The organism is Nocardia kruczakiae NBRC 101016 (genome assembly GCF_001612965.1).
Lineage (GTDB): Bacteria > Actinomycetota > Actinomycetes > Mycobacteriales > Mycobacteriaceae > Nocardia > Nocardia kruczakiae.
This window is the reverse complement of sequence record NZ_BDBL01000029.1, coordinates 101,435-126,964: the sequence shown is the minus strand read 5'-3', so window position 1 is coordinate 126,964 and position 25,530 is coordinate 101,435. Positions and strand designations below refer to the sequence as shown.

Here is a 25,530-nt window from a genome sequence, read left to right as displayed (position 1 = left end):
GCCGCGCGCGGCCGACACCACGCGGGCGCCCGCGCCGGAGACCGTTCGCGCGCCCGCGCCCGGGACCGTTCGGACGCCCGCGCCCGAGACACGCCGCATGCCCGAGCCGCCGCGTACTCCGGACGCACCGCGCGCCCCGGAGACGGTGCGATACCCGGACGCCGGCGGTGCCGAGGCCGATCGTGGAACCTGGTGGCGCGCAGACGATTCCGGCTTCCCGCCCACTCCGCCGCGGGAGACCACAGGATCGCTCTGGGACGACGACGAACTCGCCAAGAAGCTCACCGCCCCGCGCGGCGGCGCCGAGCAGAAAGCGGGTTCGGGTTCGCTGTGGGACGACGACGAGCTCGCCAAGAAGCTCGTGCCGTCGCGGCCGGTGCCCGGGCCCGAACCTGTCGAGACCGGCCGCAACAGGACGGTGCTGATCGGCGGCATCGGCGCGGCCGTCGTGCTGATCGTGGCGTTGATCGTGGTCGTCGTCTTCGCCACGAGCGGTGGTGGCGACAAGTCCGACAATGCGCAGGCCGGTGGTGCGAGCAATGCGGCCGACGGTGCCGACTGCCGGGCCCGCACCGAGGGCAATCTGATCTACGGCAACGGCCCGGGTGACACGTCGAGTGGTGCGAACGCCATCTTCGGTTATCAGCACGCGTACTACACGGATCGCAACGCCGAGAAGGCGCACACCTTCATCGCTCCCGGGGCGAATGTGCAGGCCCCGCCGGAGCTGCAGAAGACCATCGACGAACACATCCCGAAGGGCACGACGTACTGCCTGCGGATCGCGACGACCGCGCCCAACCAGTTCAACGTGGAGGTTTCGGAGTTCCACCCCGACGGTACGAAGTCGCTGTATCTGGAGGTCATCACGACCGTGAATCAGGGAGGCCGCAACCTCATTCAGCTGATTCAGTCGTTCTAAATCTCACAATATGAGAATCTGAGTTCATATTGTGGATGCCGCTGTGCGAAAGTGGTGGTACCACCCTTTCGCTCGGAGGTCTCCATGTCGCCGCATACTCCACCCCTGTCCCGCCGGTTGGACGGTCTGCAGAGTTCGGCGATCCGGGATCTGCTCAAGCTGACCGCCCGGCCGGATATCGTCAGCCTGGCCGGGGGCCTGCCCGACGAACATCTGATGCCGCGCGATGCCATCGCCCGCGCCGCGGAGTCGGCGCTGGCCGACCCGTCCCGGTTGCAGTACACCGAGTCCGCTGGCTGGGGGCCGCTGCGCGAGGTGCTCGCCTCCCGGGAGTCGGTGCGGCTGGGCCGGCCCGTGCCGCTGGAGGAGATCTTCGTCACGCACGGCTCACAGCAGGCCTTGTCGCTGCTGGGTGAGGTGTTGCTCGATCCGGGCGCTCTCGTGGTGGTCGAGGATCCGGCCTATGTCGGCGCGCTGCAGGTGTTCCGCGCGGCGGGGGCGCGAATCGTGGCGATTCCGCTGGATGCCGACGGTATGCGTGTCGACGCGCTGGCCGAGCTGCTCGAGCGCGGCGAGCGCCCGGCGTTGGTGCATACGGTGAGTAATTTCCACAATCCGCGCGGTGTGACGCTGAGCCCGCAGCGCCGGCGCGAACTGGCGGCGCTGGCCGAACGGTACGGCTTCTGGGTGGTCGAGGACGATCCGTACGGCGAGCTGTGGTTCGACCGCCCCGCGCCACAGGCCGTTGCCTCCTACTCGCCCAACGTGATTCGGCTGTCGAGCGCCTCGAAGATCCTGGCGCCGACGCTGCGGGTGGGCTGGATGATCGCCCCGAACGCGGTGTGCCGCGGCGTGGAACTGCTGAAGCAGGGCGCCGATCTGTGCGGTTCGGCGCTCACCCAGCAGATCGCCGCGGACCTGCTGGCCGACGAGCCGTGGCTGGGCGCCCACCTGGACAAGGTGCGCGGCATCTACGGCGAGCGCGCCACCGCCCTGGTGAGCGCGGTTCGCGCCCGCTTCGGCGACCGGGTGGTGAGTACCGACGCCGCCGGCGGCATGTTCGTGTGGCTCGATTTCACCGACGGCACCGATACGGTCGACCTGCTGCCGCGCGCGATCGACCACGGTGTGGCCTACGTCCCGGGCTCCGCGTTCGCGGTCTCACAGCCCTACCGCGGCTCGATGCGCATGTGTTTCACCACGTCGGATGCGGCCGTGCTCACCGATGCGGTCGATCGGCTGGGCCGCGCGGTCGACGCGGCGGGGTAGCGCGGCGAATCTACTGCGCCCACCCGTAGGTGCGTTCCACGGCCTTGTTCCACTCGCCGTAGAGGTGGTCGCGGTCGGCGTCGGACATCGTCGGCTGCCACACCTTGTCCTCGGACCAGTTGGCGCGGATGTCGTCGGTGCCGGACCAGTAACCGACCGCCAGTCCGGCCGCATAGGCGGCGCCGAGCGCGGTCGTTTCGGTGATCACCGGCCGCACCACCGGCACATCCAGGATGTCGGCCTGGAATTGCATGAGCAGTTCGTTGGCGACCATGCCGCCGTCGACCTTCAGGGTGGTCAATTCGACGCCCAGATTCTCCGCCTCGGCGTCGGCGCGCATCGCGTCGATCACTTCGCGGGTCTGAAATGCGGTGGCCTCCAACACCGCCCGGGCCAGATGCGCCTTCGTGACGAAGCGGGTGAGTCCGGTGATCACGCCGCGCGCGTCCGGCCGCCACCGCGGTGCGAACAGACCGGAGAAGGCGGGGACGATATAGGTGCCGCCGTTGTCGTCGACGCTGCGCGCCAGCGGTTCGATCTCCGCCGCGGATTCGACGATGCCGAGGTTGTCGCGCAACCACTGCACCAGGGATCCGGTCACCGCGATGGAACCCTCCAGCGCGTACACCGCGGGCTGGTCGCCGAGTCGGTAGCACACCGTGGTCAGCAGACCGTGCTTGCTGAACACCGGCGTGGTACCGGTGTTGAGCAGCATGAAGTTGCCGGTTCCGTAGGTGTTCTTCGCCTCGCCCGGTGAGAGGCAGGCCTGCCCGAACGTCGCGGCCTGCTGATCGCCCAGGATGCCGGCCACCGGCACCCCCGCGAGCGGGCCGGCGGAGATCTCGGCGTACACCTCCGAGGAGCTGTGGATCTGCGGCAGCATAGAGACGGGGATGCCGAATTCCGTGCAGATCTGCGAATCCCATTGCAGGGTCTCGAGATTCATCAGCATCGTGCGGGAGGCGTTGGTGACGTCGGTGAGGTGGCGGCCGGTCAGCTTCCACAGGATCCAGCTGTCCATGGTGCCGAAGCACAGGTCACCGGCCTCCGCGCGGGCGCGCACACCGTCGACGTTGTCGAGGATCCAGCGCAGCTTGGGACCCGCGAAATACGTGCTCAGCGGCAGCCCGGTGCGGTCGGCGTAGCGCGCGGGGCCGACGTCGCCGGCCAGCTCGTCGCACAGCGCCGCGGTGCGGGTGTCCTGCCAGACGATGGCGTTGGCGACCGGCCTGCCGGTGGCGCGATCCCAGACCACGGTGGTTTCGCGCTGATTGGTGACCCCGACCGCGGCGATGTCATCGGCGCCGATCCCGGCATCCTCGAGCGCCGCACCGATCACGAATTCGGTATTGCGCCAGATGGTTTCGGCATCGTGCTCGACCCAGCCCGGCCGCGGGAACAACTGTTCGTGCTCGCGCTGCCCGAGGCCGGCGATGCGGCCGGAACGGTCGAACACGATGCACCGGCTCGAGGTTGTCCCCTGGTCGATGGCGGCCACGAAGCGTCGCATCCGTGCAGGCTACTAAACCTCGCACGCGCCGCGCATCACATCGCCGCACGCCCGGTGGTGGACTAGGGTGAAAGCGATTACCGACGGGTAACGCAGGACGATCCCACCGAACAGTGCGGAGGAAGTCGAGCGATGAACGAGAAATCACACGGTCAGCACACCGGCGAACTGGGGCCCGAGCAGCGGCAGGCCAGCTGGGAAAGCTTGGGCGCCAAGCATTTCGACGTCATCGTGATCGGTGGCGGGGTCGTCGGCGCGGGCATCGCCCTCGATGCCGCCACCCGGGGCCTGGAGGTGGCCCTGGTGGAGGCGCGCGATCTGGCCTCGGGCACCTCGAGCCGGTCGTCGAAGATGTTCCACGGCGGTCTGCGCTACCTCGAACAGCTGGAATTCGGGCTGGTCCGCGAGGCGCTGCGGGAACGTGAGCTGAGCCTGAAGACCTTGGCCCCGCATCTGGTGAAACCGCTGCGGTTCCTCTACCCGCTGACCCATCGCGGCTGGGAGCGGCCCTACGTCGCCTCGGGGCTGGTGCTCTACGACACCATGGGCGGAGCGAAATCCGTTCCGGGCCAACATCATGTGACCCGTTCGGGAGCGCTGCGCCTGGCGCCCGGCGTGCGCCGGGACGCGCTGATCGGCGGTGTCACCTACTACGACACCGTGGTCGACGACGCCCGCCACACGATGACGGTGGCCCGCACCGCCGCCCACTACGGTGCGGTGATCCGCACGTCGACCCAGGTCGTGGATTTCCTGCGGGAGGCCGACCGGGTGGTCGGAGTGAAGGTGCGCGACAGCGAGGACGGGCGCACGACCGAGGTGCGCGGACATGTGGTGATCAACGCGACAGGCGTGTGGACCGACGAACTGCAGGCGCTGTCGCATGTTCGCGGCCGATTCCATGTGCGTGCGTCCAAAGGCGTGCACATCGTGGTGCCGCGCGATCGGATCGCCAGTGACGCCGCGCTGATTCTGCGCACCCAGACCTCGGTGCTGTTCGTGATTCCGTGGGGGAGCAATCACTGGATCGTCGGCACGACCGACACCGACTGGAATCTGGATCTGGCCCATCCGGCCGCCACCAAGGCCGATATCGACTATCTGCTCGAACGGATCAACGAGGTTCTGGTCACCCCGCTCACCCAGGACGACATCCAGGGTGTGTACGCCGGGCTGCGGCCGCTGCTGGCCGGGGAGAGCGACGAGACCTCCAAGCTGTCGCGCGAGCACGCGGTGGCGCAGATCGCTCCGGGCCTGGTCGCCATCGCGGGTGGTAAATACACCACCTACCGGGTGATGGCCTACGACGCGGTGGATCTGGCCGTCCACGACATTCCGCAGCGGGTGTCGTCCTCGATCACCGACAAGGTGCCGCTGCTCGGCGCCGACGGCTACTTCGCCCTGCTCAACCAGACGCCGCAGCTGGCGCAGACCTACGGTGTGCATCCCTACCGGATCGAACACCTGCTCAACCGGTACGGCTCTCTCATCACCGACGTCCTCGATCTGGCCGAGGGCAAACCCGAACTGCTGCAGCCGATTACGGACGCGCCCGGATATCTGCGGGTGGAGGCGGTCTACGCGGCGGTCGCCGAGGGGGCGCTGCACCTGGACGACATCCTGGCCCGGCGCACCCGGATCTCCATCGAGTTCTCCCATCGGGGCACCGAATGCGCCGACGAGGTGGCGCGGCTGGTGGCGCCGGTGCTGGGCTGGGACGAGGAGCAGATCCGGCGCGAGGTGAGTACGTACAACGCCCGGGTCGATGCCGAGATCCGCTCCCAGACCCAACCCGACGACGTGTCGGCCGACGCCCTGCGCGCCGCCGCACCGGAACCTCGCCCGGAGATCCTGGAGCCGGTGCCGCTGCCGCAGGCATAGAGCCGCGCGGTGCGGCTAGGGGGCGGTCGACGTGGGCGGCGAGGTGTGACCGGAATGGGCGGGGCCCGTACTCACCGAGTGCTGCAGCGCATAGGTGAACAGGACGGTGGCCGCGATGGCGATGGCCGTGATCAGCAGCTGGGTGACAAGCCGTGTGCTACGACGCATCGCGGTGCTCGCATATGTCATCTGCCCTGCTTCCCGACCGGTGACGATCTTGTCGCCCTTATGTCGCATTCACGCTCCGAAGTGTTAGCGGCCGAAAGAAATATAGCTATCCATCGGCAAACATCGCGGCTCGTGCCCGGTCAGCGGCGAGTCCGGCCCGCGGTCTTCGGCTCCGGTGCCTCGGGTGCGGGCTGACAGCGGGGACAGAAGTAGATACCGCGAGGTGACAGACAGGTCGAGCCGCCCGGTGGAGTGATCCGGGAGCCCCTCGGCCCGTGGTCTGGGCCGGTGGCGAGGCAGTTGGTCGACGAAGTTGCAGCTGGCCTGTGAACAGGGCTGCCGGGCGCTGTCGCTGTTGGTCACCCCGGGCCAAGCCGATGACAGTCCCCAGTTCACGGCGGCTCTCGACGGGATTGGGGTGCCCGAACTCGGCGGCGGCGGGCCACGATCACGCCCGGTTCAGATGCTGGCCGACAATACCTATTCCAGCGGCGGAAACAGGGACTGGCTACGTCGGCAAGGGATTCGGGTACCTGGCCACGGTTCATATCGCTGCGATCAATCAATGGCTCAAACACCAGTGAGAGCAGCGCAATTGGGCCGCTCACCACTTCGAGGGCGCCCTAGGTGCGCAGCCAGCCATCGAAGACTCAGTATGCTTGGCTCGCAACAATGCTCATGTTTCGGAATCCCAGTTACGTTACGCTGCAAGCGATCTCCTGCTACCATTTCTCGGCTACGAAGGGCCGGCGCTTGGCCGTGGTGGAGCGAATCAGCACGCGTAGGGGGTGGCGGCCGCATGGCAGCTGGCGGGGTCTAATGGGCAAGATCATCAGGTGAAGGTCTCGTATCGAGGCCTGGGGTGAGTCAAATTATTAGCTGAGGATCGATGAACTACGCAACCGATTTGGTGCCTATAATCCGTTGGGTCGGAGGTAAACGTTGGCTAGTACCAACTATTAAGAAACTTTTGTCGGATACCCCGATCGTGAACTATCACGAGCCGTTTCTTGGTGGCGCTGCGGTGTTTATTAATATGAGATTTTCTAAAACCGCCTATTTGTCTGATTCCAATTCCGAGCTGATAGAGATGTATGACGCCCTGCGAGACAACCACGAGCGGGTATTTGAACACCTGATCGCACATGCAAATTCTGCCGATCACTATTATAAGACCCGACAGGAGATACCGGGTGATCCGATAAACCGCGCTGCGCGGTTCCTGTATCTGAACCATACATCTTTCAATGGAATTTATCGCGTGAATTTGCGTGGAATCTACAATGTTCCTTTTGGCTACAGGAAGAATCCTCAGATCCCGAGTTTGGATGCGCTCAAGCTCTTTGCGGAACGCTTGCAAAGAGCGTGTCTGAATGCGCAGGACTTCGGGGAGTGTATAGAAAACGTCGGACCAGGCGACCTTATCTATTTGGATCCTCCGTATACTGTGGCGCACAATAACAACGGTTTTATCAAATATAATCAAACGCTCTTCTCGTGGGATGACCAAAAAAGGTTAAGCGAGCTCATTGACCAGATCAAACAAATAGGCGCATATTACATTCTTTCCAACGCGGCGCACCCTTCGATCGAAACCTTGTTCGAAAAAGGAGATCGGATGATATCCACCAGTCGTAGAAATTCTATCGGGGGCCGGTCTGCAGCGAGAGGTTCTGCCTCGGAGTACGTATTCACCAATTTGGGGGCGATATGACGTCTTGTGTATCACCAAGTTCTGGCAGCGGTTCCGAAGTTGTCTTGCCGACAAGAAGGATCCAGGCTGAATGTCGGCGGCGTTCGGCTGGTTTTGTGGCAACAACGGTGTCGACGGCTGCTGTCGCAGAGTATGAGCAAAATGGCTGGATGCTTGAGAGGACCAGCAGGCGCGGCAGCAGGATGAAACGTGAAAAGGATGTAAATGAGATCTTTTCAGACCAAGTTTGGATAACGTTCGCGAAATTGGGGTTCGAGCATCTGAGCACCGAGGGGCAAGCCACTACTTGGCTTTCTCATTCTGTCGGTGCATCGACAGAGATCAGTGTATTTGCGGCTGATGCTGAAACTGCGATCGTTGTCCTCTGCAAGTCTTTCGAGAAGCCGACAAGTTACTCTTTCAGAAGTGAGACCCAGTTCATCAGAGAATATCACATGCGGATTAGGGGGCAGATACGAGAAAGATTCCCTGACAGAAAGGTCCGTTTCGTTGTTGCGGCGAACAACTGTGTGGCCTCTGTTCAAGTCAGGCAGTCTCTAGTTGAAGCGAATATCTCTTTCCTCGATGTACGTGCTGTCAACTATTATTCGGAGCTCTCTAAGCATTTAGGATCCGCCGCGAAATACCAGCTTCTGGGACACCTATTTGCAGGGCAGAAGATTCAAGGTTTAGATTCGCGGGTCGTCGCAGTTGAAGCGCGGATGGGTGGCCGAGTGTATTATTCATTCACAATCGAACCAGAGCGCCTGCTGAAGATTGCCTTCGTGCTCCATCAAAACCCTGCGGTCGATGATTTATTGCCTACATATCAACGATTGATTAGGCGCAAGCGCCTCAACGACATATCAAAGTTCGTCGAGAACGGCGGCTTCTTCCCGAATTCCATCGTATTGAACGTTGATTCCGGTAGACGTGGACCCCACTTCGAGCTTCTGGGCGGACAGCCACGTGGCAGTAATAGTCGTGTCGGAGTCTTGCATTTGCCTCAGCACTACCGCGCCGCGTACGTGATCGATGGCCAACATCGGCTTTACGGTTACGCAAATTCAGCCCGATCTGCCACGGACTTGATTCCGGTCGTAGCATTCATGGATTTGGATCGATCGGCGCAAGTAAAGCTCTTTATGGAAATAAATGAGCGTCAGCAGGCGGTTCCTAAAAGTCTTCGTCTAACTCTGGAGGGCGATCTTCTATCGGATTCAGATGACCTTCGCCAACGTGCGCGTTCGGTAGTGTTGCACGTCGCGCATCGTCTGGGTGAATCTGAGACTTCACCTCTATATGGACGAATTCTTATCGGGGAAGTACCGAAGACCTCGATTCGTTGTATATCTATGGACGCTGTGCGCCGCGGTGTTGCCTCATCGAATTTTATTGGCACGTTCAATAAATCCAGCGTCCGGCAGCCTGGAACCTTTTTTAGAGGCTGGGATGATTTGACGTCGGGACCGCTTGAGGAGTTTCTGGAGATCGGGCTGTCATATTTCAAAGATGGTCTGGTGAGACAGTGGGAGCTCGGCAGCTCCGATGGCGGATTCGTCTTCATCAATAATGGTGTTGAAGCCATGATAAGACTCCTGAGCGACATTGTCGATATCGTAACGAGTAATGCCGAAGTTGCGCCACTCAACGCGAGTCCGTCGGCCGTTTTCGAAAAGTGCAAACCCTATGCCGACGCTGCAATTAGGCATTTAAGAGAACTTTCTGCTGCGGAGGGGTTGGAGTATAGGAAACAGTACGGTTCAGGAGGGGCTGTATGGTACTGGCGTAGATTGCAGCAGGCGGTCCGGGCTGAGCATGCAGGCTTTGATCCAAGTGGTCTAGATGATTTCATAGAAAAGGAATCGAAGCGGTATAATAAGGCTTCTACCGAAATAGTGCAGGAGCTCGAAACCTTTTTGAAGACCGATATTCGCTCTCGACTCGAGCAAGCGTTGGGCGATCGATGGTATAAGCAAGGTGTTCCGAAAGCGGTGCAGAAGCAAGCCGGTCTTCGGTGTGCTGAGAAGAACGTGGATCTAGATATAGGCGAAGAAATTCAGGAATGGGATTGCCTGTATCTCGTCAATTATAGAGAAATCCTTTGCTATAAGCATGATCAGTGGAAGGCGTTGTTTGAAGACCAGTATACAAGGCCGAGAGACGTGGGTGCCTCAGGATCATGGAAGGATAAGACTTCTTGGATAACAAAGCTGAATGAGATTCGAAACGATACGCATCACGGGCGGTCCGTTAAAGAAGAGGACTATGCCTTTTTGCTGGATCTGAAAACGTGGCTTCTTGTCGACTAATTTCGTTACGGCCCTGCTTAGGTAAAGTCGGGCTGACAGCGGGGACAGAAGTAGATACCGCGTTCGGTGGCCGGGGCGGAGGCGGCATCCGGGCCGAGCATGCGGACGAGGATCATCGATCCGCAGCGGGGGCACGGTTGACGCTGGCGGCCGTAGACCACCGCGGGCCGGGGTGGATGGTGTGCGGCTCGGCCGAGGATGCGGTGTGCGGCGTCGACGAGTCCGGGGAGGTCGGGTACGGCCGCGACCGGGGTGGCCGGGTGGATCCGCTCGGCGAAACAGATCTCGCTGCGGAAGATGTTGCCGACTCCCGCCATGGTCGTCTGATCGAGCAGCGCGAGCCCGATCGGCCGCTCCGGATCCGCGCGCAGCCGCCGGACCGCCTCGGCCGCATCCCAATTCGGGCCCAGCAGATCCGGGCCGAGATGGTCGACGGCGGTGTGCTCGTCGGCGAGGCGTAGCACCTCGACCAGGCCGAGGGAGAACCCGACGGCTTCGGTGTCGGCGGTGGCGAGAATCAGTCGCGCGGTGAATCCGGGTTTGGTCCACCGCTGCCCCGGGCGGTAGACCCGCCAGGTGCCCTCCATCTTCAGATGGGTGTGGATGCTGAGCGTCTCGGTGCGCACGAACAGGTGTTTGCCGTAACTGCCGACGCTGTCGACCCGGCTGCCGCGCAGATCGAGCGTGGCATAGCGCGGGACGCGAAAGTCACTGCGCGTCAGCGTCTTTCCCGCGAGCGCGGTCCGCAGCCGCGCCGCCGCGAGATAGACGGTATCTCCTTCCGGCATCGGCGTTCACCGCCGGTGCCGGCGCACGAGGCGGGCCGGTCTCATGCTGTGCTCCGTAGCCGGAAGCCCCGGGGAGTGGTGTGGAAACCGGCGTCGGTGAGGAAGGTGGCGAAGGTGTTGCCGTGCACCGATTCCCCGTCGACGCGTTCGACGACCAGGGAGTCGATCCGGCGGTCGTGGACCAGGGCCGCCAGTGCCGCCGCGGCCTCGGTCCGGATTTCGGGGTCCTCGGTGAAGGTGAGCAGCGTCTTACCGCCGCGTTCCAGATACAGGGCCAGTTCGCCCGCGGCCAGGACCACCAGCGCCCCCGCCTTGCGGCCCGGGCGATGTCCGGCTCCCTCACCCGCGTTCTTCGGCCACGGCAGGGCGGCGCCGTAGGGATTGGCCGGATCGCAGGCGGCGAGTGCGACCGTGCCGACCCGGCCGGTGCCGGCGCCCGCCCGGTCGGAATCGTAGGAGCGCAGCCGATCCACCACGTCGGTGGTGGAGAACTGCGCGCCGCCGAGAGTGTCGACGAAATAGCCGCGCCGGCAGCGCCCGCGATCCTCGAATTCGGTGAGCACCCGGTACATCAGCGCGAACCCGCCCGGAATCTCCTCGTTCTGCACCGAACCGCGGGTCAGCACACCGTAGCGCTCCAGCAGCAGATCCGCGGTGGCGTGGGCGCGAATCGTGTTGTCCGGCAGGCGCTGTGGGAGCAGCGACCATCGCCCGGCCACGGCGGGAGGGCCGGTCCGGGTCGGCATCGCCGGTCGCGGCAGGTACATACGCCCGCGCGGGGTGCGCCGGGGGGTGCGATGGGCGGTGGTGCTGCGGGTGGTGCCGGACAGCCGCGCCCGGACCGGAGCGAAGGTGTCGCCGGACAGATATCCGGCCCACACCAGCTCCCAGAGTGCCGCCGCCACGGCCGCGTCGTCGAGCACGCCGGTCGCATCGGACAGTTGCCGGAAGAAGTAGGCGCCGCCCGCCACCACGACGAGCCGATTGCCGTCGGAGGCGCCCGATTCGGAAGCGGCCGTGGCGTCGGCGTCGAGCGGAATCGCATCGGTGGCCGCCGCGGTCATCTGCGCACCCAACGCCGTCAGCAGCCGCAGTTGCAGATCGGTGAAGTCGATCTCCTGCGGCGGCCCCAGCGTGACCGGTGCCTGATCCGCCGGATGCAGGGCGATCCAGCCGTCCTTGGCGGTGATGGCGCCGTGGCCGGACCACAGCACCTCGCCGGAGGCGGTGAGTTCGTCGAGCATCGCCGGTGTGTAGTCACGCACCCGCGACGGCAGGATGAGCGACTCCCACGCCGAAGCCGGAATCGGCACGCCCGCAAGCTGTTCCACCACCGCGGCCACGCCGTCCACGCCGCGCAGCGTCGAGGTGCCGATATGCTGCCACGCCGGCAGGAACCGGCCGAACGCGCCCGTGGATACCGGCTCGACCTCCTTGCGCGCGGCGGCCAGCGACCGCCGCCGCAGCCGGCGCAACACCTGCGCGTCGCACCATTCCGCACCGGCGGAACCGGGCGTGAATTCGCCTTCCACCACTCGCTTCTCGGCCCCGAGCCGATGCAGTGCGGTGGCCGCGACGGCCGGGCCGATCCCGAAGCGCCGGGCGACGGCGTCGAGGGTGAACGGGGCGTGGGTGCGGGCGTAGCGGGCGACCAGATCACCCAGCGGATCGGCGACCGGTTCGATGAAGGCCGCCGGCGTGCCGATCGGCAGAGGGACGCCCAGGGCATCGCGCAACCGGGCGGCGTCTTCGATCGCCGTCCACCACCGCGATCCCGCGAACGACACCTCGAGGACCCGCCTGGCCCGCAGCAATTCGGCGAACCACGGGCCCGGGTCCGCGGTGCAGCGCTCGGCCGCCTCGGCCGGGGTGAGCGGGCCGAGCAGTCGCAACAGGTCGGCGAGTCCTTCCGCGTCGCGGGCATGGCGTTCGGGGGTGAGCCGTTGCAGTTCGCGTTCGGTCAGTTCGAGGACGGCGGCGTCGAGGAGTTCGCGCAGTTCCACCCGGCCCAGCAGTTCGGCGAGCAGGCTCGAATCCAGCGACAGCGCGGCCGCGCGGCGCTCGGCCAGCGGACTGTCGCCCTCGTACATGAACTGACCGATGTAGTCGAACAGCAACGCATTGGCGAACGGTGAGGGGGAGGCCGTCTCGACCTCGACCAGTCGCAGTTTGCGCCGCGCCACATTCGTCAGCAGTTCCCGCAGCGCGGGCAGATCGTAGACATCGCGCAGGCATTCGCGCACCGTTTCCAGCAGGATCGGGAAATCCGGGAATTTCCTTGCCACATCGAGCAATTGGGCCGCGCGCTGGCGCTGCTGCCACAGCGGCGCGCGGCGTCCGGGATCCCGGCGCGGCAACAGCAGTGCCCGCGCCGCGCATTCGCGGAAGCGGGAGGCGAACAGCGCCGACCCGCCCACCTGCTCGGTCACGACGTCGTCGATCTCGTCCGGTTCGAAGACGAACAGTTCCGCCCCCGGCGGATCGTCGGTGGTATCGGGCAGTCGGACCACGATGCCGTCGTCGGAGGCGGTCGGCGCGGCATCGACCCCGAATCGCTCCCGTAACCGCGCGCCCACGGCGAGTGCCCACGGCGCATGCACCGGTAATCCGAAGGGCGAGTGCAGGATCAGCCGCCAGTCGCCGAGCTCGTCGCGAAAGCGTTCGACCAGCAGGGTCCGGTCGGTCGGCAGATGGCCGGTGGCCTGGCGCTGTTCGGCCAGGAGTGCGACCAGATTCGCGGTCGCGAAATCGTCGAGGCCGGCGGCGTGCACGAGCTGTTCGAGTTCGACGAGTTCGCCGCCCTTCGCGGCCGTCTTACCCGCCTTGGAGGCCGCGGCTCCCGCGCGGGAGGACGTGCGTCGCGCGGCGCCGTTGCCGCTGGGGTCGGCGGACGATCGGCGTTGTCGCGCAGGACTTTCCGCCCGCGCCGCCGGGGACCGCGGCTGCTCGTCACCGATCGGATCGGCGCCATTCCCGGAGGCCCGGCGAGCGGACTGCTGCCGTCCGCGGCCGCGCGTCGCCGGCTCGGAGTCGATGACTTCACCGTCGGGCGCAGCATCGAAACCGCCCGCATCCCGCACGAGTTCCTCGATCCGCCCGGCCGGTGCGCGCTCGACGGCCTGACCGGCCGTGCGGACGAATTCGCCCAGGGCCGCGCCCAATTCGGCCGGCCGCCCGAGGGAGTCGCCGTGCCAGAAGGGCAGCCGGCCGGGCAGGCCGAAGGCGGGGGAGACGAGAACCCGGTCGTGGGTGATGTCCTCGATGCGCCAGCTGGTCGCGCCGAGGGCGAACACATCGCCCACCCGCGATTCGTAGACCATCTCCTCGTCGAGTTCACCGACCCGCGAAGCCTTTTCGCCGACCATGAACACCGGGAACAGGCCGCGGTCGGGAATCGCGCCGCCGGAGGTCACCGCGAGGCGCTGCGCGCCGGGGCGTCCGGTCAGGGTGCCCGCATCGCGATCCCACACCAGGCGCGGACGCAGTTCGGCGAATTCGTCGGAGGGGTAGCGGCCCGACAGCAGATCCAGCACCGATTCGTACGCCGAGCGCGGCAAAGCCGCGAAACTACCTGTCCCCCTGACGGTTTCGAACCACTCGTCGACATCGATCGGTTCCAGCGCGCACGCGGCCACGGTCTGCTGCGCGAGGATGTCGAGGGGATGGGCGGGGATCTTCAACTCCTCGATCTGTCCCGCCGTCATCCGCATCGACGCCACCGCGCAGTGGATCACATCGGTGCGGTGTTTGGGGAAGATCACCCCGCGCGAGATCTCACCCACCTGATGTCCGGCGCGGCCGACCCGCTGCAGCCCGCCGGCGACCGACGGCGGCGCCTCGACCTGCACCACCAGATCCACCGCCCCCATATCGATACCCAGTTCGAGGCTGCTGGTCGCGACCACACACCGCAACCGGCCGCTCTTGAGGTCGTCCTCGATGATCGCGCGCTGTTCCTTGCTGACCGAACCGTGATGGGCCCGCGCCAGCAACGGCGCCGCCCCGTGATTGACCTCGGTCGGTGACCCGAGTTGTGCGGGCGGCGCGTGCTCGCGGCGGTCCGCGACGCCCTCCGGCTCGTCCGGTTCGGCGATGCGCTCGGCGTATTCCTCATTGAGCCGCGCCGTCAGGCGTTCGGCCAGCCGCCGCGAATTCGCGAACACGATCGACGATCGATGCGCCAGCACCAGATCCACGATCGCGGCATCCACATGCGGCCAGATCGAACCCGGCTGATCGGATTCGCCCGGCTCGGTCATATCCGCCACCGGCACCCGCACCGACAGGTCGAACGTCTTCGGCGCCGGCGGCGACACGATCGTGATCGGCGCCGAGCCGACCAGGAAGCGCCCCACCTCCTGCGGCGGCCGGACGGTGGCCGACAACCCGATGCGCTGGGCGGGCCGCTCGGTGAGCTGGTCGAGCCGGGCCAGCGACAGGGCCAGATGCGCCCCGCGCTTGGAACCGGCGATCGCGTGCACCTCGTCCACGATCACGGTGCCTACCTGTGACAACGTCTCGCGCGCCGCCGAGGTGAGCATCAGGTACAGCGATTCCGGCGTCGTGATCAGGATGTCGGGCGGCCGGCGCTGCAGGGTCCGCCGGTCGGCCGGGGTGGTGTCGCCGGACCGTACGCCGACGCTGATCTCCGGGGCGGGCATACCGAGCCGGGCGGCCGTGCGGGTGATGCCCACCAGGGGTGCGCGCAGATTGCGCTCGACATCGACCGCCAGTGCCTTGAGCGGGGAGATGTAGAGCACGGCCGTGCGCTGCGGGCCGTCCGTGGGTTCGCGGGTGGCGAGCCGGTCGATCGCCCACAGGAAGGCCGACAGCGTCTTGCCCGAGCCGGTCGGCGCGATCACCAAGGTGTGTTCTCCGGCGGAGATCGCCTCCCATGCCCCCAGCTGGGCGGTCGTGGGCGCGGGGAACGCACCGTCGAACCACTCCTGGGTCGGCCGGGAGAACTGCTGCATGGGTTCAGTTTGCACCCGGGCACCGACATCGAGTCCCGACGGCGATGTGTGCGGGGGTGTTTCCCGGGCTCGACCTCGCCGGACGAGGTGGCCGGATCGGCGCCGGTCCCCGGCCTCGTCCCGATAGGCTGGCCGCGAACGCGGTGGATACCGACGATGGGACCGACCATGAGCGAGCGCCCCGACACTGTGACCGAGATTCCGGCCGACCCCGCCCAGGTCACGAACGACCCGGACAATCCGCCGGTCCCGCCCGGCACGCTGCTGCTGGAATTGGTCCCGGTCCCGGTGCGCGATATCGATCGGGGGATCGAGTTCTATCGCGATCGGGTCGGATTCCATCTCGATGTCGACGTGGCTCCCGCACCGGGTGTGCGCATCGCGCAGCTGACCCCGCCCGGTTCGGCCTGTTCGATCCTGCTCTCCGAAGGCGTCCCCACCACGGCGGGCGCGGCGGGTTCCCTGCGTGGCCTGCATCTGGTGGTGGCCGATATCGAGGCTGCCCGCGCGGATCTCGTCGCGCGCGGCGTCGCCGTGGGTGAGGTCGAGGACGTCGGCGGGGGTGTGCTGTACGCCCATTTCGCCGATCCCGACGGCAATACCTGGAGTTTGCAGTACATGCCGTGGCGGTAGCGGGCGCGTTCATTGCCGAACGGTTGCGATCCGCCGACCTCGCGGTCATGGGCCCGAATCTCATGGACGGCCGCCGCCGCGGCGAGACCTTCGAACACAGTCTGCGCAGCACCCGCCGCGCCATGGAACGGAGTGAATTCGCATGAACCTGTTCGGTAACGGCTATCCGCCGATCGACCTCGCCGCGGCCCGCGTCCTGGTCACCGGCGCCGGCCGCGGCATCGGCCGGGCCACCGCGGAAGTCTTCGCGCACAAGGGATCCGAGGTCGTGCTCGCCGACGTGGACGTCGCGGCCGCCACCGACGCGGCGGCCGCTCTCGGCGCCCGCGCCGTCGAACTCGACGTGCGCGACCGGGACCGGTGGGACGAGGTCGTCGCCGATCTGGGCCCGATCGACGTCCTGGTGAACAATGCCGGAGTGATGCCCGCGGGCCCGTTCCTCAGCGAGCCGGATGCGGTGGGGCACACCACGATCGATGTGAACGTCTGGGGACTCATCCACGGCATGCGGGCCGTCGCGCCGGCGATGATCGATCGCGGCCGTGGTCATATCGTCAACGTCGCCTCGCTGGCCGGCAAGATTCCGCTGCCCGGCCTGGCTGTGTACAACGCGAGCAAATTCGCCGCCGTCGGGCTGTCGGCCGCGACCCGGCTGGAATTCGCCGAATCCGGGGTCAGCGTGAGTTGTGTGCTGCCCGCCGCGGTGCGCACGAGGCTGTCCTCGGGGCTGACCCTGGGCCGCGGGCTGCCCACGGTCGACCCGGTCGACGTCGCCGGCGCGATCGTCAAGACCTGCCGCACCCGCCGAGCAGAGGTGGCGGTGCCGCAGTACCTCGATCCCGTCGACATCGCGCTGGCGGCCGCGCCCGAATCGGTCGTGCGCAGGGTGCGCGGCCTCTTCGACGGCGACCGGGCGCTGCACCCGGGCGATGCGGCGGTGCGGGCCGTCTACGAGGACCAGGTCCGCAGCATCGCTCGCGAACCGGAGCGCTAGGCGTTCAGCCGAACCGAATGCCTTGTGCCAGTGGCAGTTCGGTGGAGTAGTTGACCGTATTGGTGGCGCGGCGCATATACGCCTTCCAGGAGTCGGACCCCGATTCGCGCCCGCCGCCGGTCTGTTTCTCACCGCCGAACGCACCGCCGATCTCCGCACCCGAGGTGCCGATGTTCACATTGGCGATGCCGCAATCGGAGCCGTCGGCGGCGAGGAACCGTTCCGCCTCGCGCTGGTCACCGGTGAAGATGGCCGACGACAGTCCTTGCGGCACACCGTTGTGCAGGGCGATCGCGGAGTCGAGATCGTGATAGGTGAGCACGTAGAGAATCGGCGCGAAGGTCTCCTCGCGCACGATCGCGGTCTGGGCGGGCATCCGGATGACGGCCGGGCGCACATAGTAGGAGTCGCCGCCACCGACCTCGGCCCGCTCACCGCCGCAGATCAATTCACCGCCGTCGGCGAGCGCGCGCTCGATCGCCGCCCGCATCGCGGTGTGGGCGCGGCCGTCGATCAGCGGTCCGACCAATACCGCGTCGTCGAACGGATTGCCCACGGGCAGTTGGCGATAGGCCGCGCTCATTCGATCCAGCAGTGGTCCGACCACGTCCGCGTGGGCGATGACCCGGCGCAATGTCGTGCACCGCTGTCCGGCCGTTCCCGCCGCGGCGAAAACCACGGCCCGTGTGGTGAGGTCGAGATCCGCGGACGGGGTGACGATCGCGGCGTTGTTACCGCCCAGCTCGAGCAGGCACCGGCCGAAGCGGGCCGCCACCCGGGGGGCCACCGCCTGTCCCATCCGCACCGATCCGGTGGCGCTGACCAGGGCCACCCGCTCGTCGTCGACGAGTTGGGTGCCGACCTCGGCGCCGCCCTGGATCAGCTGATGGATCTGCGGGTCGGCGCCGACGTCGAGGGCCGCGCGCCGCAGCAGCGCATCGCAGGCCAGCGCGGTCAACGGCGTCGTCTGCGAGGGTTTCCACACCACCGTGTCGCCGCAGGCCAGCGCGATCGCGGTATTCCACGACCACACCGCGACCGGGAAGTTGAAGGCCGAGATCACCCCGACCACACCGAGCGGATGCCATGTCTCCATGAGCCGATGCCCGGGCCGTTCGGAGGCCATGGTGCGGCCGTAGAGCTGGCGGGACAGACCGACGGCGAATTCGCAGACGTCGATCATCTCCTGGACCTCACCGCGGGCCTCGGCGCCGATCTTGCCCGCCTCCAGGGTGACGAGTTCGGCCAGTGCGTAGAGGTTTTCGGTCAGTAGTTGCCCCAGCCGGCGCACCACGGCGGCGCGTTGTGGCGCGGGGACGGTGCGCCAGGTGTGAAATGCGCTGTGCGCCTTGTCGATCGCGCTGGTCACCTCGAATGCCGAGGTGGCCGGGACGCGCAACAGTTCCCCGCCGGTGATCGGTGTGCGGGCCGGCAGGTCGCCGGAATCGATCGGGTCGACACCGAGTTCGAGCAGCAGGCGTGCGGCCCGGTCGCGAAGTTCGTCGGTGGTGGGCAGGACGGGTGCGGATGTCATCTGCGGCTCCGTTTCCGAAATCGGTTGACGAGGGACTTCACACCGGTGGGAGATCGTTTCCGGCCCCGGCCACCGCCCGCTGGGTTAGCCTTCGCTGATGGCGGATGCACCTGCGAAACCTGTTCTCGACGATATCGATCGGCTCCTGATCCGCGAATTGATGGCCGACGGCCGGGCCACCCTGTCCAATCTCGCCGAGAAGGCAAGTCTGTCGGTATCCGCGGTGCAGTCTCGGGTACGCCGGCTCGAGGCGCGTGGCGTGATCCGCGGATACTCCGCGAAGGTCGATCCGGAGGCGCTGGGGCAACTGTTGTCGGCATTCGTCGCGATCACTCCTCTCGATCCCTCGCAGCCCGACGATGCTCCGGCCCTGTTGCAGCACATCCCCGGTATCCAGGAATGCCATTCGGTGGCGGGCGAGGAGAGCTACGTGCTGCTCGTCCGAGTGGCCTCACCCCGGCATCTCGAACAGTTGCTGCAGGAGATCCGCGCCACCGCCAATGTCCGCACCCGAAGCACCATCATTCTGCAGACATTCTATGACAGGTGAGACCTGATCGTAATTTATCCGATTGTTCGTAGTGAAACCGTAAATATTTTCGTATCCTGTGGGTGTGACCCTCGAACTGGAGCGCCCCGGAACGGCCGACGCGGAGGTCACGAACTCGGCGTCGGTCACCGCCTCGCGCGTACACGACATCCTGTCCGCCCATCTGCTCGCCGACGGTTTCGATCTGGTGCTGGACCTGCGCAGATCGCGGGGACGCGACCTGGTCGACGCCCGCGACGGCACCATCTATCTGGATATGTTCGGCTTCTTCGCGTCTTCGGCGCTGGGGATGAACCATCCCGCGCTGGCGGCGAATGCCCGCTTTCGCGCCGAACTCACCACGGCCGCACTGAACAAGCCCAGTAACTCCGATGTCTATACGGTCGCGATGGCGCGCTTCGTCGACACCTTCGCGCGCGTCCTCGGTGATCCGGCACTGCCCCATCTGTTCTTCATCGACGGTGGCGCGATGGCGGTCGAGAACGCGCTCAAGGTCGCCTTCGACTGGAAGAGCCGCCACAACGCGATGCACGGCCGCCCGGCCGGCCTCGGCACCAAGGTGCTGCATCTGACGGGCGCCTTCCACGGCCGCTCCGGCTACACCCTGTCGCTGACCAACACCGACCCGATCAAGACCGAACGGTTCCCGGCCTTCGACTGGCCGCGCATCGAGACCCCCTACCTGTGTCCCGGTGTCGACATCGAGGCTGCCGAGCAGCGTGCGCTGGCGCAGGCCCGGGCCGCGTTCGCCGAAAATCCGCACGACATCGCGTGTTTCATCGCCGAGCCGATACAGGGCGAGGGCGGCGATCGGCATATGCGACCGGAATTTCTCCGGCACATGCAGGAGCTGTGCCACGAGCACGACGCGCTGTTCCTCGTCGACGAAGTGCAGACCGGCGTGGCGATGACCGGCTCGACTTGGGCCTACCAGCAGTTCGGACTGCGACCCGATGTGGTCGCGTTCGGTAAGAAGACGCAGGTCTGCGGGATCATGGCCGGCGGGCGCGTCGACGAGGTGCCCGACAACGTGTTCGCGGTGAGTTCGCGGATCAATTCCACCTGGGGCGGCAACCTCGCCGATATGGTCCGGGCGCGGCGCATCCTCGAGGTGGTCGAGGCCGAAGACCTGGCCGCCCGTGCGCAAGAACTGGGCGCCCTGTTGCTCGACCGGCTGTGCGCGCTCGCCGACCGGCACGAGCGGCTGACCGATCCGCGCGGTCGCGGCCTGATGTGCGCGGTGACGCTGGAATCCGCCGAATTGCGCGATGCCGTCCTCGCGGAACTGCGGCAGCGCGAACGGGTACTGTTCCTCGGAACCGGCGAGCGCGGCATCCGGTTCCGGCCGCCGCTGACGGTCACCGCCGACGAGCTGGAGCGGGCGGTGGATGCCCTGGATCGTGTCCTCACGGGCATGGCCGATCGGTGACGTTGTGGCACTTCACCAGCGGTTTTCTGCTGGCAGGTAGTCAATAAGGGTACTGGTCGGTAGCCCCCACTGGAATTCCGCCGGGCTGCGCCACTGGTTACACTCCGGGGCATGACGAGTGTCCAGAGTCAGCCTTCGCCGGGTTCGGCGGGCGCCCCCGATATCCACACCACCGCAGGGAAGCTGGCTGATCTGCGCAATCGGCTGGAAGAGGCCCAGCACCCGATGGGTGAGGGCGCGGTCGAGAAGGTCCACGCCAAGGGCAAGCTGACCGCGCGTGAGCGCATCCTGGCCCTGCTGGACGAGGGTTCGTTCGTGGAGATGGACGCGCTGGCCCGGCATCGCAGCGTGAACTTCGGCCTGGAGAACAACCGTCCGCTCGGCGACGGCGTGGTGACCGGCTACGGCACCATCGACGGCCGCGACGTCTGCATCTTCAGCCAGGACTCGACGGTCTTCGGCGGCAGCCTCGGTGAGGTCTACGGCGAGAAGATCGTCAAGGTCATGGATCTCGCGCTCAAGACGGGCCGCCCGCTGATCGGCATCAACGACGGCGCCGGCGCTCGCATCCAGGAGGGCGTGGTCTCGCTCGGCCTCTACGGCGAGATCTTCCACCGCAACATCCAGGCTTCCGGCGTGATCCCGCAGATCTCGCTGATCATGGGCGCCGCGGCCGGTGGTCACGTGTACTCCCCGGCGCTGACCGACTTCGTCGTGATGGTCGACCAGTCCAGCCAGATGTTCATCACCGGCCCGGACGTCATCAAGACCGTCACCGGTGAAGAGGTCACCATGGAGGAGTTGGGCGGTGCCCACACCCACATGGTGAAGTCCGGTACCGCGCACTACGTCGCCTCCGGCGAGCAGGACGCGCTGGACTGGGTCAAGGACCTGCTGAGCTACCTGCCGAGCAACAACCGCGCCGAGGCCCCGCGCTTCCCGGCCACCGACCCGATCGCCGGCGCGATCGAGGATTCGCTGACCGAGGAGGACCTCGAGCTCGACACCCTGATCCCGGATTCGCCGAACCAGCCCTACGACATGCACGAGGTCATCCGGCGCCTGGTCGACGACGACGAGTTCTTCGAGGTGCAGGCCGAGCGCGCGATGAACGTCATCGTCGGCTTCGCCCGCATCGACGGCCGCAGTGTGGGTTTCGTGGCCAATCAGCCCACCCAGTTCGCCGGCTGCCTCGACATCGACGCCTCGGAGAAGGCCGCGCGGTTCGTGCGCACCTGCGACGCGTTCAACATTCCGATCATCACGCTGGTCGACGTTCCGGGCTTCCTGCCGGGCACGGGCCAGGAGTACAACGGCATCATCCGCCGCGGTGCGAAGCTGCTCTACGCCTACGGTGAGGCCACTGTGGGCAAAATCACGGTCATCACTCGCAAGGCCTACGGCGGCGCGTACGACGTGATGGGTTCCAAGCACATGGGCGCCGACGTGAACCTGGCGTGGCCCACCGCCCAGATCGCCGTCATGGGCGCCTCGGGCGCGGTCGGCTTCGTCTACCGCAAGAAGCTGCAGCAAGCCGCCGCGGAGGGCGCCGATGTCGACGCACTGCGCCTCGAGCTGCAGAACGAGTACGAGGACACGTTGGTCAACCCGTACGTGGCGGCCGAGCGCGGCTACGTCGACGCGGTGATCCCGCCCTCGCACACCCGCGGCCAGATCGTCTCGGCGCTGCGCTTGCTCGAGCGAAAGATGGTTACTCTTCCGCCGAAGAAGCACGGCAACATTCCGCTCTGATCCGACGATATGTGCGGTAGCGGAGGCACACTTTCCGGATGAGTGCGGCGTTCGCACCGCGCACGATCGCCGCATCCGGGCGAAGATGGTAGGAAGAGGCCCTCATTCGCTGAGGGCCGCACGAATACCCTTCGCGGCGTGGGTTCGTCCCGCACCGTGAACGCCGGCCCCTCGGGGCCGGCACAGAACAGGAGGAGTTGGCGCTGTGACGGCTGTGGCTGACGAAGAGATATTGCGCGCTGCCGAAGTGGATTTGGCGGTCGACGAATTCGGTGAGGACGAGACGAAGCTCGCATCCGTCACCGCTGCCGTCGAGGTCGAGGCCGGTCACGGGCCGGTCATCCGCGTCCTGAAGGGTTCGCCCACCGACGAGGACCTCGCCGCACTGGTCACCGTGTTCGCCGCCGCGAGCGCGAATGCCGGCGCACCGCAGGACCAGGGCCCGGTGGACAACTGGGGCCGGCCCACCATGATGCACCGCGGTACCTCGCCGTTCTCCCCGTACGCCTTCCCTTACCTGTCGCACATCCGCGGCTGACGTGACGGGATTCGTTCTCGGTTCCGCCTCGCCCGCGCGGCTGCAAGTGTTGCGCGCGGCCGGGCTGGATCCGGTGGTGCGAATATCCGAGGTCGACGAGGACGCGGTCGCCGCGGCCCTGCCGCCGGACACTCCGCCCGCCGGCGTGGTCACGGCCCTCGCCACGGCCAAGGCCCACACCGTGGCCGCCGCACTGATCGCCGACGCCGCGGCGTCCGGACACGGTCCGGCCGCTCCGGATTCCTACGGCATCGTCACCGCGCGGGCTCCGCGCCTGGTGGACGACTGCGTGGTCGTCGGCTGCGACTCGATGCTGCTGGTCGGCGGCGTCCTGCAGGGCAAGCCCCATACTCCCGACGTCGCGCGCGCCCGCTGGGCCGAGATGGCAGGGCGCAGCGCCGATCTGCTGACCGGCCACTGCGTGCTGCGCCTGCGGGACGGGGCGATCGTCGCCGACGCCCAGGACTGCAGCACCACCACCGTGCATTTCGCCGAACCCGGGCCGGTCGAGTTGGATGCCTACATCGCCACCGGCGAGCCCCTGCGGGTGGCCGGTGCGTTCACCCTCGACGGAATGGGCGGCTGGTTCGTCGATCGCATCGACGGTGATCCGTCCAGCGTCATCGGGATCGGCCTACCGCTGCTGCGTCGCCTCCTGGGCGACGTGGGCGTCGGTATTGCGCAGTTGTGGATCGGTGCGCAGCTGCGGGCCGACGCGATTGGCTGACGGCGTCGGCAGCCGCGCCCCCGACTGATCGGGGATGTGGGCCGGATCCGGCAGCGTGCTCGCCAGTGCTTCCAGGTGGATCACGCACAGTTCCGGACCCACGAACGGGTGCAGCCGGACGTTCACCGCATCGCGCCCGCCGTTGCGATCCAGTACCTCGCGCATCAGGCCCTGATGCACACCGCAGACCACCTCGGAATGGGTGCGTGCCAATTCGCGCAGCGGACACGCGGTCAGGCGGATATTGAGCTGGTCGCCGGTTTCGGAGGCGGGATCGCGCTCGGGGGCGAAACCCAGCTCGGAGCTCACCGTCACCGCGATGTCGCGCGCGTCGTCGAGCGAGGCGATGGGCTGCTCGAGCTGTTCGACCTTGGCGCCCCACGCCCGTCCGGCCGTGACGGCCAGTTCGGAACGCCGGCGGGGATCACTGCCGAGCTGATCGGCGAGCACCTGCGCCAGATCCTGATAACCGACCGATCGCTGTACCGCGGTGTATCCGATGCGCGGGCGGCCGCGGCCCCGGGGTGGCTGCTGGAATTGGCGGACCAGCGATTCCCGGGTGAGAACGTCGAGATGAAAACGGACGGTGGTGACGTGCTGTCCGGTGATGCGCGCCAGTTCCTGGGCATCGAGAGGCTCGCTGGCGCCGCGTAGGATCGCAAGCAGGCGCCGTCGTGGCCAAGAATCGGACATAGCTCACCCCTCCTCCCATGTGACTTTATCGGACGACGCTGCGACTTAATCGCGCTTCATCCGATTCGTGATGTGAAACCGCCGGCGCGCATTGTTCGCACCTACGATCGGTACTGCCCAGCCGACCATCGCCTACCACGTGTGAAGGATCTTCCACCGTGCCCGTCGCTCCGGACTCTCATCCATCCTTCGGCTCTCATGCATATCCACAACGATTGGTAACCACCGAGTGGCTGTCGGCAAACATCGGTACGCGCGGCCTCGCGATCGTCGAGTCCAACGAGGACATCCTGCTCTATGACATCGGCCATGTGCCAGGGGCGGTCAAGATCGATTGGCGGGCCGAGCTTACCGATCCGCTCACCCGTGACGTGATCGACGGCGCCCGTTTCGCCGAACTCATGCGCGCCAAGGGCATCGCCCGCGACGATACGGTCGTCGTCTACGGAGACAAGGCCAACGGCACCGCCGCCGCCACCGCTTGGGTCCTCGGCCTGTTCGGCCATCCCGATGTGCGGCTGCTCGACGGCGGCCGGGAGGCGTGGATCTCCGAGGCCCGCGACACCACCTTCGAGGTGCCCGACGTCGGGCTGGGGGAGTATCCGCTCGTCGAGCGCGACGACCGGGTCGGCCGTGCCTTCCTCGAGGACGTGCGCGGCTACCTGAACCGCGGCGGATCGGGCATCGGACTGGTCGACGTGCGCGCGGTGGGTGAGTACACCGGCGACGACGACCGCATCCTGGACCGTCCGGAGGAACAGTCCTTGCGCGCCGGGCACATTCCGACCGCGATCAACATCCCGTGGACCGCGGCGGTGGGCGGCGACGGCCGATTCCGCCGCCGTGCGGAGCTCGAACAGATCTACGCGCCGCTGCTCGGCACCGAGGACACCATCGTCTATTGCCGCATCGGCGAACATTCGGCACACACCTGGTTCGTGCTGACCTCGCTGCTGGGAGTGGCGAATGTGCGCAACTACGACGGCTCCTGGACCGAGTGGAGCAACGCCGTGCGCACGCCGATCGTCAAGGGAAGTGAACCCGGTTCGGCTCCGGCCGCCGTGTCGGCGGCGGCACAGTCGGTCTAAGGTGTTGTTCACGTCACGGGGGTCCGGGCTACTGTTCGGTAGCCCTAGCCGTGTTCGGCGTCTGTTGGCACACTGC

19 protein-coding genes and 2 pseudogenes are annotated in these 25,530 nt (G+C 66.4%); 14 read left to right on the top strand and 7 right to left on the bottom strand.

Features of this window, described 5'->3' with window-relative positions:
- Positions 1 to 922 (top strand): DUF8176 domain-containing protein (locus tag NK1_RS21465; RefSeq protein WP_218023148.1); only part of this gene is annotated, 922 nt, incomplete at its 5' end.
- An 84-nt stretch (positions 923 to 1,006) separates the two neighbouring features.
- Entirely contained in the window at positions 1,007 to 2,191 is a 1,185-nt protein-coding gene (locus tag NK1_RS21460) for an aminotransferase-like domain-containing protein (protein WP_063011229.1), read from the top strand.
- 10 nt (positions 2,192 to 2,201) lie between these two features.
- On the opposite strand, the gene glpK is transcribed toward NK1_RS21460, so the two are convergent.
- Positions 2,202 to 3,701, bottom strand: coding sequence for a glycerol kinase GlpK (glpK, locus tag NK1_RS21455; RefSeq protein WP_063011227.1), 1,500 nt, complete (start codon positions 3,699 to 3,701; stop codon positions 2,202 to 2,204).
- A 132-nt stretch (positions 3,702 to 3,833) separates the two neighbouring features.
- On the opposite strand from glpK, the gene glpD reads away from it, so the two are divergent.
- A complete protein-coding gene (glpD, locus tag NK1_RS21450; protein WP_063011225.1) occupies positions 3,834 to 5,582 on the top strand; it encodes a glycerol-3-phosphate dehydrogenase in 1,749 nt (582 codons plus the stop codon).
- Positions 5,583 to 5,597: 15 nt separating this feature from the next.
- Here the strand turns inward: glpD and NK1_RS21445 are convergent, their stop codons facing one another.
- Positions 5,598 to 5,771, bottom strand: a complete 174-nt coding sequence (locus tag NK1_RS21445; protein ID WP_157104379.1) for a hypothetical protein — start codon at positions 5,769 to 5,771, stop codon at positions 5,598 to 5,600.
- An 868-nt stretch (positions 5,772 to 6,639) separates the two neighbouring features.
- Here NK1_RS21445 and NK1_RS33905 point away from each other — a divergent pair.
- Together NK1_RS33905 and NK1_RS33900 are read left to right on the top strand one after the other, a co-directional pair.
- Complete coding sequence (locus NK1_RS33905) at positions 6,640 to 7,464, top strand: DNA adenine methylase (RefSeq protein WP_084461316.1); 825 nt, start codon at positions 6,640 to 6,642, stop codon at positions 7,462 to 7,464.
- A 95-nt stretch (positions 7,465 to 7,559) separates the two neighbouring features.
- Positions 7,560 to 9,755 carry a DGQHR domain-containing protein gene (locus NK1_RS33900; protein WP_167354284.1) on the top strand — a complete coding sequence of 732 codons (2,196 nt, stop codon included), beginning with the start codon at positions 7,560 to 7,562 and terminating at the stop codon, positions 9,753 to 9,755.
- Between the two features lie 17 nt (positions 9,756 to 9,772).
- Here the strand turns inward: NK1_RS33900 and NK1_RS21435 are convergent, their stop codons facing one another.
- From NK1_RS21435 to NK1_RS36335, 3 genes and pseudogenes are all read right to left on the bottom strand, one after another.
- Complete coding sequence (locus NK1_RS21435; RefSeq protein ID WP_063011219.1) at positions 9,773 to 10,543, bottom strand: DNA-formamidopyrimidine glycosylase family protein; 771 nt, start codon at positions 10,541 to 10,543, stop codon at positions 9,773 to 9,775.
- 41 nt (positions 10,544 to 10,584) lie between these two features.
- A pseudogene (locus NK1_RS33895) lies at positions 10,585 to 14,547 on the bottom strand (Lhr family ATP-dependent helicase); the annotation flags it as partial.
- Positions 14,548 to 14,970: 423 nt separating this feature from the next.
- Positions 14,971 to 15,516: pseudogene (locus tag NK1_RS36335) on the bottom strand (DEAD/DEAH box helicase); the annotation flags it as partial.
- A gap of 156 nt (positions 15,517 to 15,672) precedes the next feature.
- On the opposite strand from NK1_RS36335, the gene NK1_RS21425 reads away from it, so the two are divergent.
- Genes NK1_RS21425 through NK1_RS21420 form a run of 3 tightly spaced genes read left to right on the top strand, consistent with a single transcriptional unit; the run spans position 15,673 to position 17,143 of the window.
- Positions 15,673 to 16,149: a VOC family protein gene (locus tag NK1_RS21425; RefSeq protein ID WP_439955954.1), complete on the top strand. Its 477-nt coding sequence runs from the start codon at positions 15,673 to 15,675 to the stop codon at positions 16,147 to 16,149.
- On the top strand, positions 16,140 to 16,295 hold the full coding sequence (locus NK1_RS34645; RefSeq protein WP_439955953.1) for a hypothetical protein: 156 nt from the start codon (positions 16,140 to 16,142) through the stop codon (positions 16,293 to 16,295). The genes NK1_RS21425 and NK1_RS34645 overlap by 10 nt, the downstream gene beginning before the upstream one ends.
- Positions 16,292 to 17,143, top strand: coding sequence for an SDR family oxidoreductase (locus NK1_RS21420; protein ID WP_063011215.1), 852 nt, complete (start codon positions 16,292 to 16,294; stop codon positions 17,141 to 17,143). Before NK1_RS34645 ends, NK1_RS21420 begins: the two co-directional genes overlap by 4 nt.
- 4 nt (positions 17,144 to 17,147) lie before the next feature.
- Here NK1_RS21420 and amaB read toward each other — a convergent pair whose 3' ends face one another.
- Entirely contained in the window at positions 17,148 to 18,677 is a 1,530-nt protein-coding gene (gene amaB, locus NK1_RS21415; protein WP_063011213.1) for an L-piperidine-6-carboxylate dehydrogenase, read from the bottom strand.
- A 97-nt stretch (positions 18,678 to 18,774) separates the two neighbouring features.
- Between amaB and NK1_RS21410 the strand changes: the two genes are divergently transcribed.
- The 5 genes from NK1_RS21410 to NK1_RS21390 all read left to right on the top strand — a co-directional run bounded on the left by NK1_RS21410 (position 18,775) and on the right by NK1_RS21390 (position 23,673).
- Positions 18,775 to 19,227 (top strand): Lrp/AsnC family transcriptional regulator, encoded by a 453-nt coding sequence (locus tag NK1_RS21410; protein ID WP_063011211.1) that lies wholly within the window; start codon positions 18,775 to 18,777, stop codon positions 19,225 to 19,227.
- Positions 19,228 to 19,291: 64 nt separating this feature from the next.
- Complete coding sequence (gene lat / locus NK1_RS21405) at positions 19,292 to 20,656, top strand: L-lysine 6-transaminase (protein ID WP_063011272.1); 1,365 nt, start codon at positions 19,292 to 19,294, stop codon at positions 20,654 to 20,656.
- A 111-nt stretch (positions 20,657 to 20,767) separates the two neighbouring features.
- Positions 20,768 to 22,408 (top strand): acyl-CoA carboxylase subunit beta, encoded by a 1,641-nt coding sequence (locus NK1_RS21400; protein WP_063011209.1) that lies wholly within the window; start codon positions 20,768 to 20,770, stop codon positions 22,406 to 22,408.
- Between the two features lie 205 nt (positions 22,409 to 22,613).
- Positions 22,614 to 22,946 (top strand): acyl-CoA carboxylase subunit epsilon, encoded by a 333-nt coding sequence (locus tag NK1_RS21395; RefSeq protein ID WP_063011207.1) that lies wholly within the window; start codon positions 22,614 to 22,616, stop codon positions 22,944 to 22,946.
- Position 22,947: 1 nt separating this feature from the next.
- On the top strand, positions 22,948 to 23,673 hold the full coding sequence (locus NK1_RS21390) for a nucleoside triphosphate pyrophosphatase (RefSeq protein WP_063011205.1): 726 nt from the start codon (positions 22,948 to 22,950) through the stop codon (positions 23,671 to 23,673).
- On the opposite strand, the gene NK1_RS21385 is transcribed toward NK1_RS21390, so the two are convergent.
- On the bottom strand, positions 23,581 to 24,366 hold the full coding sequence (locus NK1_RS21385) for a helix-turn-helix transcriptional regulator (RefSeq protein WP_063011203.1): 786 nt from the start codon (positions 24,364 to 24,366) through the stop codon (positions 23,581 to 23,583). The two genes, NK1_RS21390 and NK1_RS21385, sit on opposite strands and share 93 nt — an antisense overlap.
- A 158-nt stretch (positions 24,367 to 24,524) precedes the next feature.
- Here NK1_RS21385 and NK1_RS21380 point away from each other — a divergent pair, with 158 nt between their 5' ends.
- Entirely contained in the window at positions 24,525 to 25,454 is a 930-nt protein-coding gene (locus NK1_RS21380) for a sulfurtransferase (RefSeq protein WP_063011201.1), read from the top strand.
- The last annotated feature ends 76 nt before the right edge of the window (positions 25,455 to 25,530 follow it).

Excerpts from the sequence above, each read along its gene's own strand:
- NK1_RS21460 (WP_063011229.1), top strand. The coding sequence starts at position 1,007 with ATGTCGCCGCATACTCCACCCCTGTCCCGCCGGTTGGACGGTCTGCAG.
- glpK (WP_063011227.1), bottom strand. The coding sequence starts at position 3,701 with ATGCGACGCTTCGTGGCCGCCATCGACCAGGGGACAACCTCGAGCCGG.
- glpD (WP_063011225.1), top strand. The coding sequence starts at position 3,834 with ATGAACGAGAAATCACACGGTCAGCACACCGGCGAACTGGGGCCCGAG.
- NK1_RS21445 (WP_157104379.1), bottom strand. The coding sequence starts at position 5,771 with ATGACATATGCGAGCACCGCGATGCGTCGTAGCACACGGCTTGTCACC.
- NK1_RS33905 (WP_084461316.1), top strand. The coding sequence starts at position 6,640 with ATGAACTACGCAACCGATTTGGTGCCTATAATCCGTTGGGTCGGAGGT.
- NK1_RS21435 (WP_063011219.1), bottom strand. The coding sequence starts at position 10,543 with ATGCCGGAAGGAGATACCGTCTATCTCGCGGCGGCGCGGCTGCGGACC.
- NK1_RS21425 (WP_439955954.1), top strand. The coding sequence starts at position 15,673 with ATGGGACCGACCATGAGCGAGCGCCCCGACACTGTGACCGAGATTCCG.
- NK1_RS21420 (WP_063011215.1), top strand. The coding sequence starts at position 16,292 with ATGAACCTGTTCGGTAACGGCTATCCGCCGATCGACCTCGCCGCGGCC.
- amaB (WP_063011213.1), bottom strand. The coding sequence starts at position 18,677 with ATGACATCCGCACCCGTCCTGCCCACCACCGACGAACTTCGCGACCGG.
- NK1_RS21410 (WP_063011211.1), top strand. The coding sequence starts at position 18,775 with ATGGCGGATGCACCTGCGAAACCTGTTCTCGACGATATCGATCGGCTC.
- NK1_RS21400 (WP_063011209.1), top strand. The coding sequence starts at position 20,768 with ATGACGAGTGTCCAGAGTCAGCCTTCGCCGGGTTCGGCGGGCGCCCCC.
- NK1_RS21385 (WP_063011203.1), bottom strand. The coding sequence starts at position 24,366 with ATGTCCGATTCTTGGCCACGACGGCGCCTGCTTGCGATCCTACGCGGC.